Annotated in this window: 17 protein-coding genes and 1 pseudogene; 10 read left to right on the forward strand and 8 right to left on the reverse strand. The window is 42.6% G+C overall.

From position 1 onward, the window contains the following. Nucleotides 1-40: 40 nt before the first annotated feature. On the reverse strand, nucleotides 41-2,128 hold the full coding sequence (locus tag ACFWMP_RS13720) for an ABC transporter ATP-binding protein (RefSeq protein WP_042188937.1): 2,088 nt from the start codon (nucleotides 2,126-2,128) through the stop codon (nucleotides 41-43). A gap of 47 nt (nucleotides 2,129-2,175) precedes the next feature. After that, nucleotides 2,176-3,924: an ABC transporter ATP-binding protein gene (locus ACFWMP_RS13725; protein ID WP_379423942.1), complete on the reverse strand. Its 1,749-nt coding sequence runs from the start codon at nucleotides 3,922-3,924 to the stop codon at nucleotides 2,176-2,178. Between the two features lie 546 nt (nucleotides 3,925-4,470). Here ACFWMP_RS13725 and ACFWMP_RS13730 point away from each other — a divergent pair. Continuing rightward, nucleotides 4,471-4,788: a HesB/YadR/YfhF family protein gene (locus tag ACFWMP_RS13730; RefSeq protein WP_042188934.1), complete on the forward strand. Its 318-nt coding sequence runs from the start codon at nucleotides 4,471-4,473 to the stop codon at nucleotides 4,786-4,788. 76 nt (nucleotides 4,789-4,864) lie between these two features. Here the strand turns inward: ACFWMP_RS13730 and ACFWMP_RS13735 are convergent, their stop codons facing one another. Continuing rightward, on the reverse strand, nucleotides 4,865-5,380 hold the full coding sequence (locus ACFWMP_RS13735; protein ID WP_042128412.1) for a hypothetical protein: 516 nt from the start codon (nucleotides 5,378-5,380) through the stop codon (nucleotides 4,865-4,867). Between the two features lie 124 nt (nucleotides 5,381-5,504). Here ACFWMP_RS13735 and ACFWMP_RS13740 point away from each other — a divergent pair, with 124 nt between their 5' ends. The 3 genes from ACFWMP_RS13740 (at nucleotide 5,505) to ACFWMP_RS13750 (ending at nucleotide 8,837) form a co-directional block, all read left to right on the forward strand. Beyond that, nucleotides 5,505-7,253, forward strand: a complete 1,749-nt coding sequence (locus ACFWMP_RS13740; protein WP_042188932.1) for an ABC transporter ATP-binding protein — start codon at nucleotides 5,505-5,507, stop codon at nucleotides 7,251-7,253. 134 nt (nucleotides 7,254-7,387) lie between these two features. Next, entirely contained in the window at nucleotides 7,388-7,906 is a 519-nt protein-coding gene (locus ACFWMP_RS13745) for a sigma-70 family RNA polymerase sigma factor (protein ID WP_042194048.1), read from the forward strand. After that, nucleotides 7,899-8,837, forward strand: coding sequence for a DUF4179 domain-containing protein (locus tag ACFWMP_RS13750; protein WP_379423943.1), 939 nt, complete (start codon nucleotides 7,899-7,901; stop codon nucleotides 8,835-8,837). The genes ACFWMP_RS13745 and ACFWMP_RS13750 overlap by 8 nt, the downstream gene beginning before the upstream one ends. A gap of 77 nt (nucleotides 8,838-8,914) precedes the next feature. Here the strand turns inward: ACFWMP_RS13750 and ACFWMP_RS13755 are convergent, their stop codons facing one another. Both ACFWMP_RS13755 and ACFWMP_RS13760 read right to left on the reverse strand, forming a co-directional pair. After that, nucleotides 8,915-9,358: a DUF441 domain-containing protein gene (locus ACFWMP_RS13755; protein WP_042188929.1), complete on the reverse strand. Its 444-nt coding sequence runs from the start codon at nucleotides 9,356-9,358 to the stop codon at nucleotides 8,915-8,917. A gap of 1 nt (nucleotide 9,359) precedes the next feature. Next, nucleotides 9,360-10,364: a YpdA family putative bacillithiol disulfide reductase gene (locus tag ACFWMP_RS13760; RefSeq protein ID WP_042188927.1), complete on the reverse strand. Its 1,005-nt coding sequence runs from the start codon at nucleotides 10,362-10,364 to the stop codon at nucleotides 9,360-9,362. A gap of 180 nt (nucleotides 10,365-10,544) precedes the next feature. On the opposite strand from ACFWMP_RS13760, the gene ACFWMP_RS13765 reads away from it, so the two are divergent. The 4 genes from ACFWMP_RS13765 to rsgA all read left to right on the forward strand — a co-directional run bounded on the left by ACFWMP_RS13765 (nucleotide 10,545) and on the right by rsgA (nucleotide 14,140). Beyond that, entirely contained in the window at nucleotides 10,545-11,141 is a 597-nt protein-coding gene (locus ACFWMP_RS13765; RefSeq protein ID WP_076283498.1) for a DUF2087 domain-containing protein, read from the forward strand. Nucleotides 11,142-11,263: 122 nt separating this feature from the next. After that, nucleotides 11,264-11,719: a DUF3939 domain-containing protein gene (locus tag ACFWMP_RS13770; RefSeq protein ID WP_042188923.1), complete on the forward strand. Its 456-nt coding sequence runs from the start codon at nucleotides 11,264-11,266 to the stop codon at nucleotides 11,717-11,719. A gap of 161 nt (nucleotides 11,720-11,880) precedes the next feature. After that, complete coding sequence (locus ACFWMP_RS13775; protein WP_379423944.1) at nucleotides 11,881-12,552, forward strand: HAD family hydrolase; 672 nt, start codon at nucleotides 11,881-11,883, stop codon at nucleotides 12,550-12,552. Between the two features lie 496 nt (nucleotides 12,553-13,048). Continuing rightward, the gene (gene rsgA, locus ACFWMP_RS13780) at nucleotides 13,049-14,140 is read left to right on the forward strand and encodes a ribosome small subunit-dependent GTPase A (RefSeq protein WP_341055368.1); all 1,092 of its coding nucleotides are present in this window, start codon (nucleotides 13,049-13,051) and stop codon (nucleotides 14,138-14,140) included. A gap of 118 nt (nucleotides 14,141-14,258) precedes the next feature. Here rsgA and ACFWMP_RS13785 read toward each other — a convergent pair whose 3' ends face one another. Together ACFWMP_RS13785 and ACFWMP_RS13790 are read right to left on the reverse strand one after the other, a co-directional pair. Then, nucleotides 14,259-14,885, reverse strand: a complete 627-nt coding sequence (locus ACFWMP_RS13785) for an FMN-dependent NADH-azoreductase (protein WP_042188917.1) — start codon at nucleotides 14,883-14,885, stop codon at nucleotides 14,259-14,261. 495 nt (nucleotides 14,886-15,380) lie between these two features. Continuing rightward, nucleotides 15,381-15,620 carry a hypothetical protein gene (locus ACFWMP_RS13790; protein WP_042128392.1) on the reverse strand — a complete coding sequence of 80 codons (240 nt, stop codon included), beginning with the start codon at nucleotides 15,618-15,620 and terminating at the stop codon, nucleotides 15,381-15,383. Nucleotides 15,621-15,762: 142 nt separating this feature from the next. On the opposite strand from ACFWMP_RS13790, the gene ACFWMP_RS13795 reads away from it, so the two are divergent. After that, on the forward strand, nucleotides 15,763-16,431 hold the full coding sequence (locus ACFWMP_RS13795; RefSeq protein WP_379423945.1) for a hypothetical protein: 669 nt from the start codon (nucleotides 15,763-15,765) through the stop codon (nucleotides 16,429-16,431). On the opposite strand, the gene ACFWMP_RS13800 is transcribed toward ACFWMP_RS13795, so the two are convergent. Next, nucleotides 16,418-18,112, reverse strand: a complete 1,695-nt coding sequence (locus ACFWMP_RS13800; RefSeq protein WP_379423946.1) for an alpha-amylase family glycosyl hydrolase — start codon at nucleotides 18,110-18,112, stop codon at nucleotides 16,418-16,420. The two genes, ACFWMP_RS13795 and ACFWMP_RS13800, sit on opposite strands and share 14 nt — an antisense overlap. A gap of 274 nt (nucleotides 18,113-18,386) precedes the next feature. Here ACFWMP_RS13800 and ACFWMP_RS13805 point away from each other — a divergent pair. Further along, nucleotides 18,387-18,815: pseudogene (locus ACFWMP_RS13805) on the forward strand (ABC transporter substrate-binding protein); the annotation flags it as partial. Nucleotides 18,816-18,836: the final 21 nt, after the last annotated feature.

Here is an 18,836-nt window from a genome sequence, read left to right on the forward strand (position 1 = left end):
AGAAAAACCCTGAATCACAGGATGTGACTCAGGGGATCGATTACATTTTCTCTAACGATGGTTGCAAGCTGCCTAACGAAGGTCGGGAGGGTGCACCATTGTTATTATCTATGCTGTTAGAACCAGCACCTACTTGTAGCTGGTACATCCGGAAGTATCTACCGCCGAGTGCCATCAGCTCATCGTGGCTACCGCGCTCTACAATCTCACCATGATGCAGAACAAGAATCTGATCTGCACTGCGAATCGTGGAAAGACGGTGTGCGATGATGAATGTGGTGCGTCCTTTTTTGAGGACTTCTAATGCATCTTGAATGACGCTTTCTGTCTCCGTGTCGATATTGGAGGTAGCTTCATCAAGAATCAGAATAGCTGGGTCGAAGGAGAGCGCTCTGGCAAACGAAATCAATTGCCGCTGACCTGCAGAAAGGGTGCTCCCTTTTTCAATAACCGGTTCATCAAAACCTTGAGGAAGGTGGGCCAGCAATTTATCTGCTCCGACTTCCCGTAAAGCCCGTTCAACCCGTTCGCGTGAGATTCGTTCATCCCCCAGGCTGACATTGGAAGCAATAGTGCCAGTGAAGAGGTAAGGGTCTTGAAGAACAATCCCCATGTGATTGCGTAGCCATTGCTTCGGAATATCTGTAACCTTCTGGCCATCAATCGTGATTTCACCTTTCTGTGGATCATAGAACCGGAATAATAAGTTGATTATCGAGCTTTTTCCGGAACCGGTGTGACCTACTAGAGCAACAGTTTCGCCTGGGCGTGCTTCAAAGGAAATATCGCGAAGGACGAAGTCTTTTTTATAAGCAAAAGAGACGTTCTTAAACTCCACTTTTCCTTTATAGCGCGGCATGGAACCATCGGTAACATTCTCCCCAGGCTCATCCATAAGAGTAAACACACGACCCGCAGACACCATAGAAGTGTCGAGATTTGCAAGCTGATTCACCATACCTGTAATCGGTTGGAACAAACGTCCAAGCACATCGACGAAGGCGTATAGAACACCTAAAGATACAAATGTAGAACCCGTAATACTGCCATGTCCGAAATACCAAAGCACCATCACAAAAGAGAGACTGCGTAGAGAGTTCACCAGGTTGTGGGAGGTGAAGGCATTCAGATTCAGCATTTTATTCTGATATTTCAAGTAGTCATCGTTCAGATGCTCAAATTCTTCACCAAGCTGCTTCTGACGGCGGAATATACGAACAATGGACATTCCTTGAATCGATTCATTAATGATAGCGTTGATCTCACTCAGACGTGAGCGGATGATCGTATTGTATTTTGTAGCGATTTTGCGGTAGAGCACGATCCAAAGAATAAGAATCGGGATGATGAACAAGCTGATCAGACCTAGCCGAACATCGAGCAAGAACAAGGCGATGTATACACCAGTAATATTAATAATACCAGTACTGAAATTAGAGAGAACGGCAATAAATAGATCCTTTATCGCCTCAGTATCATTAGTTACACGTGACACTACCTTACCTGCTGGCAAGTTGTCAAAAAAGTAAACCGGAAGTCGCTGGATATGCGCATACACATCTGTTCGTAGTTTTCGGATTACCTGATTCGCCGAAGATTGCAGCCAATAGGTTTTACCGAATTCGGCAAAGATCGAGATGACCAGGAAGATAGCGTACAAACCGACCAGCTGATAAATACCAGGGAGCTCAGGTTTGTAAAAATCAAACAGTTCATCCGCTGAAAGTTTAACCGCAGGATAGATGACTTCGTCCTGGCCGCGCGTGATATGCATTTCACCATTACTGAACTTTCTCTCACCATCGGACTGTGTTACGGCTTCATTGATAAAGTAGAAACTTCGTCCCGATTGAAGAATGCGAATTTCTTGACCCTTAGCTTCCCCGGGTTCAAAACGGTCTCCGCGTTTGTAATAAGCGTTGTTATACTGAACTGCCTCATCAGGTGATGCGGTACTAAAATAAGGCTTTTCGATGGCCAACATATGATTGTCAATCATGCTTTTGGCAATAAATGGACCTGCCAGTTCAGCCGCTACCCCGATGGAGAGAAGTAGAAGGGCTGCGATAAAGGTTTTTTTTGCGGTCAATGCGTATTCAAGCAGGCGTTTGCCTGTACTCTTTGTCAACGGTGACACCTCCTAAAAGTTTTGCTTAGTCATAGCTAGTATGTCTTTTAATCATTCGATAAATTATTCTCTACTTGCTGCCGGTCATACTGCTCGCGGTACCAGCCATTCATATCCAGCAGCTCTTGATGCGTACCACGTTCAACGATATGTCCGTTATCAAGTACGACGATCATGTCAGCATGTTGAACAGCAGAGAGGCGGTGCGTAGAGATCAATGTAGTCTTTCCCGCACGCTCTTGGCGAATATTCTCAATGATCTGAGCTTCAGTACGAGCATCAACAGCGGATAAGGCATCGTCCAGAATCAGTACATCTGGATTTGCGATAAAGGCTCTGGATAAGGATACACGTTGTTTTTGTCCACCGGATAAGGATACTCCACGTTCACCAACCAACGTATCTAAACCATCGGATAATGTTCCTAAGTCATTTTGGAAGGCGGCAGCTGTGATAGCTTTCATGATCGTATCGTCATCCGCGTTGTCTAGACCAAATTGAATATTCTGACGTACTGATTTGGAGAAAAGGATCTGCTCTTGAGGAACATAACCCATCCAGCTGTGTAGCTGATCCAATGAAATCTGTTGAATCGGAACTCCAGAGATGAGAATTTCACCATTACCTGTCGGATATTCACGAAGCAGCTGTTTGAGGAGCGTTGATTTACCGCTTCCCGTACGACCGACTACACCTAGTGTTTGCCCTTGGTTTAAGGTCAGACTGACATTGCTTAGATTGTCAATCGTCGATGAGGGATAACGGAAGGTCACATCGTTAAGTTCAATTCGGGTAGGATTAGCAACTTGAACCGGATTGGCCGTACTTTGAACATCCGCTTTGGAGTTTAGCGTCTCATCAATACGTTCGAGAGAAGCACCACCACGTTGCATGATGTTAATAAGCTCTCCAATAGCGAACATCGGCCAAACGATCATTCCGAGGTACATGTTAAAGGAGACAAGATCCCCTAGGGTGATCTGATTACGGAACACAAGATATATCCCATAGGTAAGACCGATAATGTAGCTGAGCCCTACGCAGAACCGAATCGTCGGTTCGAAGAAGGCATCGACACGGGCGACGGCCATGTTCTTGTTGTATACATCTTCTGTAATATCCGAGAATCGTTTCTCATCAAGTCTCTCTTGTACATAAGCACGGATAACTCGCACACCTGAGACAGACTCGAGAACCTGATCATTCATATCTCCGAACGCATCTTGTGCTAAGCTGTAACGATCATGGATCGCTTTACCATAAAAAATCATAGCTATTGCAATTAGTGGTAATGGTAAGACTGCTGCAAGTGTCAGCTTCCAGCTGACAAGAAAACCCATTGCGAATAGTACGACAGTGAGGTAAATTGTAGAATCCACCAGGGTGAGCATCCCGAATCCAACGGTAGCTGAGACAGCTCTGATATCATTGGTTGCCCGAGCCATCAGGTCGCCGGTTCTATTGCGTTCGAAAAACGACGGGGTCATGGTCATCAAATGATTCATAAATCTCGAGCGCAGCAGGCGCTCTACGAGGTTGGAGCCTCCGAATAATTTGTGCATCCATATGTAGGTAATCCAATAAATGACTAGCAGCAAAATGAGGATCATACCGATGTACTTGGCTAACGATGCTGTAGTAATAGAACCGCGTACTATGTCGTCAATGGCATTGCCTAGCAGACGTGGGGGGAATAATTCAAGAACACCTACACCAATAAGTAAGATAAGGCCAATCAGGTAACGCCTTTTTTCTCGGCGAAAGAACCAGCCGAGATTACGGAGAACGGAGAACAAGTAAATCCCTTCCTTTCGAGTTAAAGTACTAGCTGTGATGTTGGAAAAAAGCGCAAGTGGTTATCTCAACAGCCAAGAAAAAACGACGTTGTCGTCCTTCAAAGATGACAACCGACAAAAAAGGCATATCATCCGAAAACGGACGATATGCCTGTAATTTACAGCTATCATGCGCACGGTGCTATACAGCACCAGGCATGTGAGAGACCTTCAAGAACTAAAGTTATACGATCAATTACACTCGCAGGGAACTTCAGGATGGTTTCACCACTTGGGCTGCTTCGGTATTCGGTTGATTGGAAATTCCAACAATAGTTATTTGATATGGCTGTAACTTCGTAAACACCGCGCTCACCCCTTTCATTGATTTAATAATAACTTTTGGTAATAACTAGTAGACCGTTAGTTATGTTCAGAGTTTATCACTCGCTTCGCAAAGTTGTCAAACTAATTTTTGAGGAGCTTGGGAAAACATTAATTGTATAAAGGTATTTGAATATCGATTCATTTTCAGTATGATTAGACTATACAAAGGAGCTGAGAGAGATGAACATGGAAATTAGTCAAGCAGCAGCAGCTTGGTTTAAAAGAGAACTGGATCTTAAGAATGGAGACTATATTCGTTTATTTCCCCGCTATAGCTCGGGAGGTGGACTTCACCCTGGTTTCTCACTGGGTATCGGGACGGAGGCACCAGGACGTCCGGCAATACAAGTTGAACAAGACGGTATTGTGTTCTACATGGAAGAGCAGGACTTATGGTATATGGAAGGTTACGGCTTAACTATTGTGTATTCTGAGGCAGACGATGACATTGAATATAAGTATGAAGCCAAATCGGTGCCTGGCGGAGTACAGGTTTAAATGTCTTAATTTTGATTTTTTTACTAATGTGAAAAGCCCTTGCCAAAAGGCAGGGCTTTTTCTAGTGTTGATATAATCAGTGCGAATTGCGAAACGTTTCTTCCTCCATAGCAAAATCGAAATCGTCAATGTCGTATACTTGAACAGGGACTCCACCTTCAATAATGCGTTGAATCAGCTCGAATTGATCTGTAAGAATAGGCACCTTCTCACGTTGTGAGGACAATAGAAGCTCCGTTTCGATAGGATCGAACGTTTCGCCGTAGACAGCGGTATCCATGCTGTTAATGATGGTAATCTTTGATTGTCCGCCTAGTAGAATACCAGAGCTTTTTGCCCAAGGAACGGCCAGACAGCGGTTGATTTTTTTAGCATTAAGTGGCTCTTCAAAATAGGCAATGAGCTCACCAATCTTGAGTTTGACATGCTTGTCATCATCTGGACGGTTCATTAACGGATCATCACTGTCCCGCAGTTCGTATAATTCCATCACGGTCGTATAAGGCACTATATATTCTACAGGGCTGCTCGATATGAGAAGCTGGCCGTAAATCGCCATCATGACGGCTTCCGTCACAAATTGTCTAGACATCTTTATCCTCCTGAAGTTCGGGTACTGCTATCGTACTTATGGACTTAAAAATATAAAAACACTGTAGAGCGCAAAAGTCAACTGTACTTAGCAACTCAGTAAAGAGAAAGGAAAGAATATCCCTGTGAAGCAATGGAAATCATATTTTACTTTTGTACGGCCTTACATGAAATGGATTGTGTTTACGCTCTTTATAGGTATGATCAAGTTCAGCATCCCGTTGACACTGCCTATGATTCTGAAATACGTAGTCGATGATCTGCTGATGAACCCTGCCATGAGTGCCCAGGAGCGGGTATCGCAATTGATGCTCATCCTCGGAGGCGCTTTTGTTTTATTCGTAATTGTAAGGGGACCGGTGGAGTATTACCGGCAGTATTTTGCCCAGCTGATCACAAGTAAGATATTGTTCGATATGCGGAATAAGCTATACAGTCACTTACAGCGGTTATCGCTGCGGTATTATCAGAATACAAAAGTGGGCGAAGCGATTTCGAGATTTATAAATGATGTGGAACAGACTAAAAATTTAGTAGAAGTCGGAATGATGAATGTATGGCTGGATTTATTTACGCTAGTGTTTGCGCTTGGTTTTATGTTTTATTTGAATCCAGTGCTGGCGCTAGTATCTATCGCTGTACTTCCATTCTACGCCTTTGCGGTAAGTAAACTATATAAACGACTTAAAGTGTTAACGAAAGACCGTTCACAGGCTCTGGCTGGCATTCAAGGCTATCTTCATGAACGGATTCAAGGCATTTCGATCATCCGCAGCTTCACCATGGAAAAAGTGGATCAGAAGCAGTTCGAAGATATCAACGGTAACTTTCTCAAAAAAGCGATGGCTCAAACTCGTTGGAATGCGATTACCTTCGCGATTATTAACACACTAACGGATATTGCACCACTGCTAGTCATCGGATACGGTGGTTATCAAGTGATTCATGGTAATTTGACTGTGGGAACCTTTGTTGCTTTCTTCGGCTATCTGGACCGGATGTATGCGCCGCTGCGTCGATTGATTAATTCCTCGACAGTGCTCACGCAAGCCTCGGCTTCCCTTGAACGGGTGCTTGAGCTGCTGGACGAGCCTTATGATATCGTGGATAAACCGGGAGCAAGACCTCTGACGAATGCACGTGGTGAAATTGATTTTCATAATGTTTGGTTCAAATACAACGAAGAGAATGATTGGGTACTGAAGGATATTAATTTAAGTATCAAACCTGGTCAGACGGTCGCTTTTGTTGGAATGAGTGGTGGCGGGAAGTCTTCTCTCATAAGCTTGATCCCGCGATTCTATGACATAAGCAAAGGTAGCCTCCAGATGGATGGTCAGGATATACAGGGTTTGACGCAGGAGAGTTTGCGAAGAGCTGTTGGGATGGTGCTTCAAGATAATTTCTTATTTAGTGGGTCTGTACGAGATAATATCTTGTTCGGCAATCCTAATGCTACAGAGGAGCAAGTCCTCTCGGCGGCGAGAGCTGCCAATGCGCATGATTTTATTGAGCAGCTGCCGCTAGGCTATGATACAGAAGTGGGAGAACGTGGAGTGAAGCTGTCCGGTGGGCAAAAGCAACGGGTAGCCATAGCAAGGGTGTTTCTTAAAGACCCAAAGGTTCTTATATTAGACGAAGCTACGTCAGCGCTGGATCTGGAATCAGAGCATTTAATTCAACAAGCTCTGCAATCCCTCTCGTCGGAACGAACTACACTCATTGTTGCGCATAGACTGTCTACCATTACACATGCTGATCAGATCGTGGTGCTTGAGAACGGTGAAATCACAGAACGTGGTACACATGAGGAACTAATGGGACTGGACGGAAGTTATGCGAGATTGTTTAACGTACAGCATTTGGATACATGATAAGATCTAACATTATAATAAATTACTTAGGTGGTCTTCTCGGGAGAGAGGGCCATTTTTTTAAATCCATTTGAGTCTTTTTGAATATCACGTGCGTCTAAAAAAATATAAGCAACATGAAAGGTAGTGAGAACTTGAATACAACAGAGCTGGAGGAAAAGGCGATAGCGGGTGATGAAGACAGCTTTACTGCATTGATAGACGGGATGCAAGAACGTCTTTACCGTATGGCGTACTCCTATGTGAGGAATAAGGATGATGCGCTGGAGATTGTACAGGAGACCGTCTATAAAGCGTTCATCTCAATTCATAAACTGCAGCAACCCCAATATTTTAAAACTTGGCTCACAAAAATAGCCGTCAATTGTGCCTTGGACTTTATCCGAAAATCTAAAAAAATCGTGTATATGGAGAAAGATCCCGAAGGCAGCTACGCTTCAGAACCCATAGAGGATGTCATTGATCTTCAGGAGGCGCTAAGAGTTCTTGATAAAAGATCAAGAATGATCATTGTGATGAGGTATTTTGAAGACTTGCCCATAAAGGAAATTGCCGGGGTATTGGACATGCCAGAGAGTACAGTGAAAACCGTCATCTATCGGGGATTAGGGAAATTAAAAATTAATATGAAGGGGAGTGAGTACTTTGGATAATCAACTTGAACGTTTACAGAAAGCATACAACGATATTGAAATCCCCGAAGAACTATCACAAGCTTCTCGAAAAGGTATTGAAAGAGGAAAACGCTATAAACAACAGAAAAGAGGAATAAAAATGAGCGGATTAAAATGGACAGGATCAGTTGCAGCAGCAGTTATCATTTCTTTTACAGTGGGTGTAAATACGGTACCCGCCTTCGCGGATAGTATGAATCAAGTGCCCGTTTTAGGTAAGCTGGTAAGTGTATTGAAATTTACGGATGGAAGTGCAGGCGGCGGCACGATTCAGGATGGAGTAGATGTCGATTTCATTTCGTTGAAACATCAGAAGAACAGTGATCAAATGATTTTAAACTTTGCAAATTCGGACAATACACAAGACCTTGCAAGCTCTTATAACGTAAAATTCACTGACAATCCTTATACAATGACCGTAACCGTGAGTGGGGCAAGGAACTTCTCAGCTGTTAAAGATCTTGAGACATTAAAAGAAAGCAAGTATGTTCAAGATGCTTATCCTTTAATTACATTGGATGACTCGATGATACGTTTCAATGTAACCTTCAAAGAGCCAGTTGCTTATGAGGTAAAGGAATATAAGGATCCGGCACAGGTGGCGATTACATTGAAGGATAAGAAGGGTGACGTGGAAGAAGGAACTTCTATCTATTCACTTAGAACAAGCTCAGAGCCTTCCGGCGAGAGTCAAGGTATGGCTGAAGAGATGTTATACGGGTTAGAGAACGTGCGCGTATTAAAGGATCAGAAGGGATTATTCCTAGTGGAAGCTGGGTATTTTAATACAGAAGCAGAAGCTTTGGCCCAACTGGAAAAAATTCAAACAGAGCATGGGGTTGGTGATCTATTGTTTGTAGAAAAACGATCGTCTCAGGAGATTCCACAATCCATTTCTCAGGCTGAATAAAAATAAAATAGAGCAGCGATTCTCTCGATAGTGGAGAATTGCTGCTCTATTTTTGTGTTGAATGGTTGCTCCACCTTTTACATTTTGCCAATCAAGAGCGACAAAATACCGGCTGCGATAAGCGGTCCTACAGGGACACCCTTGAACAATGCAACGCCAATCACTGTTCCGATCAGGAGACCCGCAACAACTGTGGGCTGGTTGGTCATAAGGATGGCTCCGCGCCCACCAAGATAAGCGACGAGAATGCCGATCGCAATCGCAAGAAGAGACTTCCAGTGGAGGAAGGACTGACCGACCATCTGCAGCGATATTTTTCCGCTGGCCAAAGGCGTCATGACCCCGATCGTAAGAATGATAATCCCGATAGTTAAACCATATTTCTCAAGCCAAGGGAAGGTCTGCTGCAGGCCAAGAACTCTTAGCAGTAGTAGGACGACCATTGCTATTGTTACAGGGGAATTACTGCTTATAATACCGAGCGCAGCAAGACCAAGCAAAAGCAAAGAGGTCATGTCCATCTTAAACGTTCAACTCCTTATTGTGAGAACTGCGCTTCGCAAGAATGTGATCTGCGATAAGTTTACCATGCCCACGTCCTGTCTCAATAAATACTTCATTCGCATTGCGGCCTGAAGCGATTACTCCTGCAACATAAAGACCTGGAACATTACTTTCCATAGTTGAAGGATTAAAAGCTGGCTTATCCATATCGTCATCCATAACTACACCGGCAGAAGTGAGAAGCACCCGGCTAGGCCGGAAGCCAGTTAAAGCAAGGACGAAATCATTATCTATGGATTTTTTGTCTCCATTATGACTCGTAACTATAACCGAACTAGCCGTAATTTCAGTAACACGTGATTCCAGATGTAGAGTGATTTTACCCTTTTGTACCATCCCTTCAAAGATTGGCCGAACCCAAGGCTTAATATTCGAGGAAATGCTCTCACCACGATAGACCATATCGACTGTAGCTCCAACACGCATAAGCTCCAGTGCTGCATCTACCGCTGAATTACTGCCACCAATGACAGTAACTTTCATCCCTGTATACGGATGGGCTTCACCGAAATAGTGGGTAACTTTAGGAAGTTCTTCCCCTGGAATACCGATCATATTCGGTTGATCAAAATAACCTGTAGCGATAACGACATTTGCAGTGATTCGTGTGTGATGCTCACCACGCATATTGGACGTATGTACAGCATAGGTTCCATCTTCCAGAGGCTCAATGGATAACGCTTCTTCGTAAGCGGCGATATCTAGACCATACTGCTTCGCAGCCCGGCGGTAATAGACAAGAGCTTCATGGCGGTATGGTTTATCATTGGTCGAGGTGAAAGGAACGTCTCCGATTTCTAATAACTCAGCGGTACTGAAGAATTGCATATTTGTTGGATACAAATAAATGGAGTGTACGATAAAGCTTTTTTCAATAATGAGACTGGACAGTCCTTGGCGCTGGCATTCGATAGCTGCCGAGAGGCCGCAAGGACCTGCACCGATAATAATTACATCTTTCATACAGTGGGTTACCTCCTGATTGTTACTATCTTTTCTTTAAATCCTACCCTAAATTCATTCATTTTGCCATAAGCATAAGATTAAACACAATAACCATTGCAAGCATAATGTTGATTGTTATATAATTAGATATATATCTAATGTGAATCTAGCTTATGAAGGTGAAGGAGTGTGATTCCAATGCAGTTAGAAAAAATAGTGAACTATCATAAAGCTTTGGCTGACCCAACACGTCTTCGTTTATTGTTGCTTCTGTCACAAGGAGAAATGCACGGACAAGCGCTGGCTGAGAAATTGAATTTATCACAACCAACGGTAACTCATCATGCAGCGAAATTGCGTGAAGCAGCTCTAATAAAGGAACGACGTGACAAAAATACAGTTTATTTTAAGTTGAATCCAGAATTCATTAGTAGTGGCGCTGAGGCTTCACTTCAGTTTATTTTTTCGAAAGGAGCGAGAAATATGGAAGAGAAATCACCTGAAAATAGTCTAAAGGAGTCTGTGCTGCGTAACTTTTTTTCTAAGGATGGGCGGCTTCGGCAAATCCCGGCACAATATAAGAAGAAACTGATCGCACTTCAGTACATGGTTGAGAAGCTAGAGCCAGGGGTAGTTTATAGTGAGAAGGAAATTAACGAGTTTATAAAGCAGTTCCATGAAGATTTTGCTACCATTCGGCGTGAATTTATTATGCATCAGTTTATGTATCGTGAGAATGATAAATATGAACTTAATCCCCAAGAAATTTGGACACGGTGGGAAGATGTCAAATAAATGATCATAAAGCTGTTAACAATTTGTGTCGATTGGAAATATGTTGATTAAGAAGGAGGAATTCGAATATAATAGAATTGTAAGCGTTAACAAAGATAGTTTTTCGAAAGGAGACTTGTCTTATGTTTTTCAAACGCGCAAAAAAACAATCACAATCCGATCACGTCACCGTTACCTTAAATCAAGTCAAGCAGGCGATCAGACAGTTTGAAGAAGATATGCCTGCGCTAATTAATAGAACAGCCTTAATCCTTGAAGACAAAAGAATAGATTTGAGCCGACTACAACGATATTTAGGTGGAGTTCCAGACCAGAATTTCTATATGTCACGTGAGACGTATGAAGTTTTCGAGGAACAAGATAAGCTAGTTCCGTATTACCTTGATATGGTTCAGTCCGCTGTCGACAATTACATCAGTGATACAGGTCAGCTGCCACTTGTTGAAGATGCTTGGTTACCTGAAGTCCATTATCGATTGCTAGCCACAGAAAGCTATCTCAAAGAGACCCCTCCTTTCCCACTGTATATCACGGAAGAGGAAATGATGCTGACACATCGAGCGGAGCATTTTGAGTAAATGAATAAATCAAATATAAAGCCTATAAAGACTGTTCGGTAGAAGGGGAGACAGCTGTTCCTTTTTACAGAATGGTCTTTTCATTGTTTCCAAAGGCATAGTACAATAGATTACTGAAAGTTCAATTCTGAAAATCAACAGCATATAAGGGGAATCGCTTGATGAAAGAAGTACAAGCCGTATTATTTGATTTGGATAATACTTTAATGGATCGTGATCATACATTTCGCAGTTTTAGTACTCAGTTTGTTCAGGATTTTCTAGGACATTTGGAAGCTGAAGAAGCGCAGAAGGTAGTAGAAGATATGATTCACAGAGATGCTGATGGTTACCGTGATAAGGACGGATTCTTCGTAGAGCTAAGCGAGGTACTGCCTTGGGAAACACCAGTTACGGCTGAACATATTCGTGCATATTATGATGCAAGTTATATCAATCATGGTGCTACGATGAAGGATGCTGTGGACGTTCTGAAGTACTGCAAAGAGCGTGGTTATATACTTGGTCTGGTTACCAACGGCAAAGTAGATATCCAGAACACCAAAATTGATACCCTTGCCCTGCGAGAGTACTTCAAGGCTATTGTCATTTCTGGAGAAGTAGAAATCGCTAAGCCTGATCCTAAGATTTATCAACTTGCATTAGACAGATTGGGAGTTACTGCGGATCAGACATTGTTTATTGGAGATCACCCGGTGAATGATATCTGGGGTGCAGGGAAAGCAGGGCTACAAGGCATTTGGCTGCAAAGAAAACATGCCTGGGACGAGCAATTGGACATACAACCTTGGAAGATAATCTACGAGTTGAATGAGCTTAAGTCCATTTTGTAATTTTATCAAAATTTATAGTTGACATTATACGGCAGCGCCGTTTATGATAACAACATCTTATTTCGGAAGGAGACGATGTTTTATGACAGTTTTAAATGTAATGAACTCAACTGTTGTGGATACGTGTCTTCCGGGAACAGCGGCTGCCGAATAAGTTATTCGTGCAGTTTAGCAGGTAAGCTCTATTACGCTTATTAGAGCCGCGGGAACCGTATTGGGTCCGGCGGCTTTTTTGCGTATATAGAATCGATAGGAATTGTAGTTAATTGTCTATTTCTCTATATATCGCACGGGAAAATGAATTTATCCTTGTCTTTTGGATGAGACATTTTTCTGATTATGTGTGCACTTTTTGTCCTTTTCGTCCTAGAAGAGTTCATGAAGTGTGACCGCCGCCGGAGTCTTAAATTCCGACGGCTTTTTGTGTTCTCGGAAAATGCTAGCAGTACATGGTAAATAAAAATAAAAACTTAAACAGATCTTTAGGAGGATTCAAATGACTAACATACAGCAATATGGTTGGAATGAAAATTGGAGTTCAAAATGGGATGAAAAGTGGAAGGAGACGGAGGATAAACGGCTTGTTCCCGGAAGAATTGTAGGCGATTTTGGCAGTAAGTATAGGGTGATGACTGATTTGGGAGAGACATGGGGGGAGCTATCAGGCAAGTTGAGACATACGTTTGTCGCTTCAGGTGATTTTCCAGCGATCGGCGACTGGGTGGCTCTTTCAATGCAGGATGGCGGCGAGCATGCGATTTTACATGGGATATTGCCTCGGCATAGTGTCATCTCACGCAAGGTAGCTGGTAACACTCAAGAGGAGCAGATTGTTGCCTCGAATGTAGACACTTTATTTCTGGTCAGTGCTTTGAATGATGACTTTAATGTTCGGCGGATGGAGAGATACTTAATCATGGCTTGGAACAGCGGGGCCAATCCAGTCATTCTACTGACCAAAGCAGATCTTTGCCTAGATGCAGAGAGTAAAATTGCCGAAATGGAAAGCGCCGCTCCAGGTGTGCCTGTTCATGCGGTTAGTGCACTGCAAGATAATGGCCGTGAGAAGTTGCTGCCTTACATTGGGAGTGGACAGACAGTAGCTCTAACGGGCTCATCAGGCTGCGGCAAATCTACGATGGTCAACTGGTTATGTGGAAAGAATCTTCAGCTTACACAGGATGTAAGAGAAGGCGATAGCCGAGGACGCCATACTACTACCCACCGTGAACTGTTTATTATGCCGGACGGAGGAATCATAGTAGACACACCAGGGATGCGTGAGCTGCAGCTGTGGGAAGATGAGGGTGGATTAGATCTGGCGTTCAGTGATATTAGCAGCTTAGCTGCTGCATGTCGGTTTAGTAACTGTAAACATGAACGTGAGGAGGGCTGTGCGGTACTTGAAGCGGTTCATAACGGTGAGCTCGAAGAGAAGAGACTGCTGAACTACCGAAAGACACAGCGGGAACTGCTGTACCAAAGCACCAAAGAGGTGAAGCTCAAGAGAAAAACCACAGCTTCTTCTAAAGTTCATTCGACAAGGACTAGAGGGTACGGTTGGCGTAAAGAACTTGATGAGTATTAGAAGAACTTTATAGACAGCGACGGAGCCAAGAGTAGTGTTCCAATAGGCTAGAAAGTCAAAAAAGGGTGACCCTGAGCTCAGGGTCACCCTTTTTTATTAAATTCTCTTATAGCTTGTATTAGAACGAAGCTGCAGTTTCCTTAGCCAATTGTAATCCGTTCTCAATGATTTCAGCGGATTGTGCAGGAAGTTGGTTGTGACCTTCGATGATTACTTGAGTAATATCTTTGATACCCCAAAGGTTAAGGTTACCAACGATGAAGTTTACAGCCATTTCAGCACTTGCTGCAGGACCTTCGGAATAAATGCCACCTCTAGCGTTCAGTACGATTGCTTTTTTACCTGTCAAAAGACCAACTGGACCTTCAGCAGTGTAAGAGAATGTTTTGCCAGCTTGGCAAAGGTAATCGACATAAGTATGCAATACAGCTGGTACAGTCATGTTCCACAGTGGGAAACCGAATACTACTTTATCAGCAGCGATAAACTGTTCCAGATATTTATTAACTACAGCAGCACCTGCTGCTTCTTCAGCTGTTAGTTCGTAACCTTGAGCAGCTTTGTACATACCAGTGATCAGGGTATTGTCGTAGTAAGGAAGTTGCTCTGCGAACAAATCAAGTTCAGTGATTTCATCTTCTGGATTGTTAAGTTTGTAGTTCTCCAAAAATTCATTGTAAAGCTTAACACTTACGGATTGTTCTGCTGGACGGTTGTTTGCTTTGATAAATAAAACATTAGACATTATGATTGCTCCCTTGGATGTGTGTATTTAATATTAACTATAAATAATATAGCATGTATTTTTTTGTTTGTAAATTATTTTTTTGTGATTTTTTTGGGGGGAAAAGAGTATTTTATAAAGGAACAAGAGTTTGAATAATAGAAATCCCGGTTAATAAACTTACAAGGAAACAGGAAAATATTCCCTATATTCATAAGGATCTGAATGAATTAAAAGGAGCGATGGACATGTCCATTGATCGGTTTATCATTAAGAAATTGGATAGCTGTCACGAAGAGCATACACGCCAAAATTTAGTGAGACTCTTTAAACTTCGAATACAGAAAGCTGAAAAAGCAGAGAATAAGAACTATAAGATTAGCTGATATTGTCCCATACTGGTGTAATCATTCATTACTAAAGCTGCAAAACTTAAAAACAGCAAGTCTCTTTCAGAGACTTGCTGTTTTGTCTGCCAAAGGATAAAAGAAACTTTACAAAAAAACTACCCCTCTATTAATAGAGGGATAGCGCCAATGAATCATTCTCACTATAACTGTGCAATATAGCCTCAGAGCCTTTAATTTCGATACTAATTAATGAATTCAGGCATTTCTGGATAGCATTCTTGCCCTTTTGAATTTTGAGCTCCAACGTACTGTTAAGTAATCTAAGTACTTTTTGAGTGGGCTGTTTATTTTCTGTTGTGAAATACACAGGTACAAGTTTGTTCTGAAATGTGATGAGCATTCTCATTTTGAAGACACCTCGCTAAAAGTATTTCATGTTAATGATAATACCCTTTGTTTCTTAATTTTACCTTAAAATTAGCTTATGATAACATAAAGATTGTTAGATTAATATACATATATATGAAATACAGGAAGGATACAATGATGTGAATGACAATGGATTGGCCGATTTAACGCATTTTTTATTTCCAGATGAAGTAATGGGGCAAGCGGTTCTGGATCAGTTACATACAGGTTTAAACGCAGAACGGATCTGTAGATTGAAATATAAAGAGAAGGAGGAAATGAAGGATCTGTGTCTGCAAATACATAAAGACCGGATACTAGTAATCTGCAATAGTAACCCGGAAACCCTGCCCTATGAATTAAAGGATAAAAGTGAAACGGAGAGCTTTTGTCTTCAGCTGTTCGAATGTGAGAACATGAAGGAGCTCTTTAATCACGGGATTCCGGCATTACTAATGTCAAAAAGAAAATTTGAGGAGCTGAAAAAAAGCTCATGCTCATCCACGCTGCAAATGCTCTCAGATTGTTTAGCAGCAGAGACAGGGGATGATGTACATTCCATCCAACTAGCACGGGTAATGAAGTGCTTCATGGCGGAAGGAGAATTACGACTCTGTACGTCCAGTGACAGTGGATGGAGCTTCCAGAAAGCACGCTTCTTAGGCGATCATTCCAGTGGCTGGTTGTTACGAATGAGCAGTGATCCATCCAAAGACTGGCTTATAGCCCTCCCGATTACAAAAGCTCAATTATGTGGGTCAGTAACAAAGTGGGTGTTACATTCTTCCGCATTTCTCACTCCACAATAGCAGTTGAATAAGGAGGGAGGGTAAGTTGATCTGAATTCAAGATCGATTTGACAGCAAGCGTCTTTAGGATCTTGGAGTAAGAGAAACCCTCGACATTGGGTTGTAGTACAATGGCTTGTTCTTCGCCAGTAAGGTTATGAACGACGAGCACCTGATCCTGTGTTGTTAGTCGTTCGTAAGCCATAACCCCGGGATTGCCAGAAGCAAAGTCACGGATTCCGCCATCCCGGAGCGCAGGAATCTCATTTCTTAGCGCAATAAGCTCGCGATATCTTTCTAGCATTGAATCACTGTCATTCAGCTGGCTCTCAACATCAACGTTAATCGCACCCGCATTATTACGTCCGGCCTCCCAAGTAGTCTGCCCCTCTCCTTGATCGGCTGCACTCCATCTCATAGGCTCTCGAAGTCCTTCATCTGGCTTCACACCGCGCATTCCAATTTCTTCACCATAATAGATAAAAGGATTCCCAGGCAAAGTTAACAGTAGGGCTGCTGCCATTTTTGCATGATTCGGGTTATTGTCTAATTGACTCATGACTCTGTTTTGATCATGATTCGTCAAGAAAGTAGCATCGGTAAATTGGTTATTGGATATTTTGGAATACAATTTATAGGTTCGTTCCAGCGTAAAGGCCGTCCCACTGTCTTTTTCAGTTTTTACAGAGTTCACCAGTGTTTCTGCTAAGCCAAAGTTAAAGCTTGAGTTAAAAGCTTGATCTAAATAAGCTCCGACAGTTACAGCAGAATTCTCCCAGACCTCGCCAACTATATATGCCTCTGGATTTACTTCATTCATAGCCTTGCGGAACTCCTGCCACCAGGATACATTTTTAGCGGTAGTAGCCTCACTTTTATCACTCAAAAGATCTTCGTAGATATGCTTCGCAGCATCTAGCCGGAAGCCATCCACACCTTGCTCCAGCCAAAACTTTCCGATGTCCTTCATTTCAGTACGAACTTCTGTATTATCGAAATTCAGATCAGGCATGCCTTCCCAAAATCCGCCCAGATAATGACTGCCAAGGATAGAATGCCACGCACTGCCACCGCCAGCAGCGCTGGCTCCATTTGCGGGACGACCTTGATCTTCAGCCCAGACGTACCAATCGCGATATTTGCTGTCACTGTTTTTAGCCGAGTCTACGAACCATGGGTGTTCTTTGGAGGTATGATTCACAACCAAATCCATAATTATTTTTATTCCTCGTTTATGCGCTTCTTTAATTAGCTCCTGCATATCCTCAATCGTCCCATAATCAGGATTAATCGCACGATAATCGGTTACATCATATCCATGATAGCTTGGTGATGGGTTGATGGGCATGAGCCAAATCCCGCCAATCCCCAAATCAGTCGTGGTTTCAGGATTCCCATCATTTAAGTAATCCAGCTTTTGGGTGATCCCTTTTAGATCTCCAATGCCATCGCCGTCTGAATCATAGAAGGAACGAACAAATAATTCATAATAAACAGCGGAAGGTTGTTCATCCGTCTTATTTATCAATGCTTGAGGTGTAGCGGTGCTCTGAATGGAGTCTGCTTTAGGGGAGGGCGTGGCAATGGATGTTTTGTTGCTTTGATTACCAGAACAACCGGACAGCAGTAATGTCGTTAGACTGATGCCCACCAGAGAGCATATTGTGATTTTTTTGGTTTTGAATGTAACACCTTTATACATATGTAATAACTCCTTCTATTGCAAATTTTCTGATTTCAAGAAATGGAAAGCGCTTTATTTCCTATAGTACTCGAATGCATCCCCATTGGTAAAACGTTTGCACAGATACAAAAACAGCAAATTAAACGATATTTATCCATTCCTCCAATAAAAGTCGCTAGTATCATGGTTATTCTTGGATTTCCCTAGGTTATTGGAGGTTTTAACCTTTTCATAGGCATCTGCATATGCTTTAAGCAAGGGCGAAGGACCCGGTAAGAAAGGAGAATGAAGAATGAAGATTAGGAAAAAGCTGTCATTGTCGCTCATGATCATTACTTTATGCTTTTCAGTGCTTGCCGGTTGCGGCGGAAAGTCAGAGTTGGTAAAGGTGAAGATTGGTGAAGTCACCCGTTCTGTCTTTTATGCACCCGAATATGTTGCCTTATCACAAAATTTCTTTAAAGACGAAGGACTTGACGTAGAGCTACAGACGATCCCCGGTGGAGATAAAACCATGACTGCACTCCTCTCAGGTGCCATCGATGTTGCATTGGTAGGTTCTGAAACCTCCATTTATGTGTATCAACAGGGTTCAGATGATCCGGTTATTAATTTTGCACAGCTTACTCAGAGGGATGGAACGTTCCTGTTTGCCCGTAAAGCTGACGGAGCGTTTAACTGGGATAAAGTGAAGGGTTCTACCTTCCTGGGGCAGCCTAAGGTTATATTAGAAATACCTTAT

It is taken from the genome of Paenibacillus sp. NPDC058367 (assembly GCF_042723305.1).
Taxonomy (GTDB): Bacteria; Bacillota; Bacilli; order Paenibacillales; family Paenibacillaceae; genus Paenibacillus_AQ.

Excerpts from the sequence above, each read along its gene's own strand:
- ACFWMP_RS13730 (WP_042188934.1), top strand. The coding sequence starts at position 4,471 with ATGAACATGGAAATTAGTCAAGCAGCAGCAGCTTGGTTTAAAAGAGAA.
- ACFWMP_RS13755 (WP_042188929.1), bottom strand. The coding sequence starts at position 9,358 with ATGGACATGACCTCTTTGCTTTTGCTTGGTCTTGCTGCGCTCGGTATT.
- ACFWMP_RS13790 (WP_042128392.1), bottom strand. The coding sequence starts at position 15,620 with ATGAGAATGCTCATCACATTTCAGAACAAACTTGTACCTGTGTATTTC.
- rsgA (WP_341055368.1), top strand. The coding sequence starts at position 13,049 with ATGACTAACATACAGCAATATGGTTGGAATGAAAATTGGAGTTCAAAA.
- ACFWMP_RS13800 (WP_379423946.1), bottom strand. The coding sequence starts at position 18,112 with ATGTATAAAGGTGTTACATTCAAAACCAAAAAAATCACAATATGCTCT.
- ACFWMP_RS13785 (WP_042188917.1), bottom strand. The coding sequence starts at position 14,885 with ATGTCTAATGTTTTATTTATCAAAGCAAACAACCGTCCAGCAGAACAA.
- ACFWMP_RS13765 (WP_076283498.1), top strand. The coding sequence starts at position 10,545 with ATGCAGTTAGAAAAAATAGTGAACTATCATAAAGCTTTGGCTGACCCA.
- ACFWMP_RS13770 (WP_042188923.1), top strand. The coding sequence starts at position 11,264 with ATGTTTTTCAAACGCGCAAAAAAACAATCACAATCCGATCACGTCACC.
- ACFWMP_RS13760 (WP_042188927.1), bottom strand. The coding sequence starts at position 10,364 with ATGAAAGATGTAATTATTATCGGTGCAGGTCCTTGCGGCCTCTCGGCA.
- ACFWMP_RS13735 (WP_042128412.1), bottom strand. The coding sequence starts at position 5,380 with ATGTCTAGACAATTTGTGACGGAAGCCGTCATGATGGCGATTTACGGC.
- ACFWMP_RS13775 (WP_379423944.1), top strand. The coding sequence starts at position 11,881 with ATGAAAGAAGTACAAGCCGTATTATTTGATTTGGATAATACTTTAATG.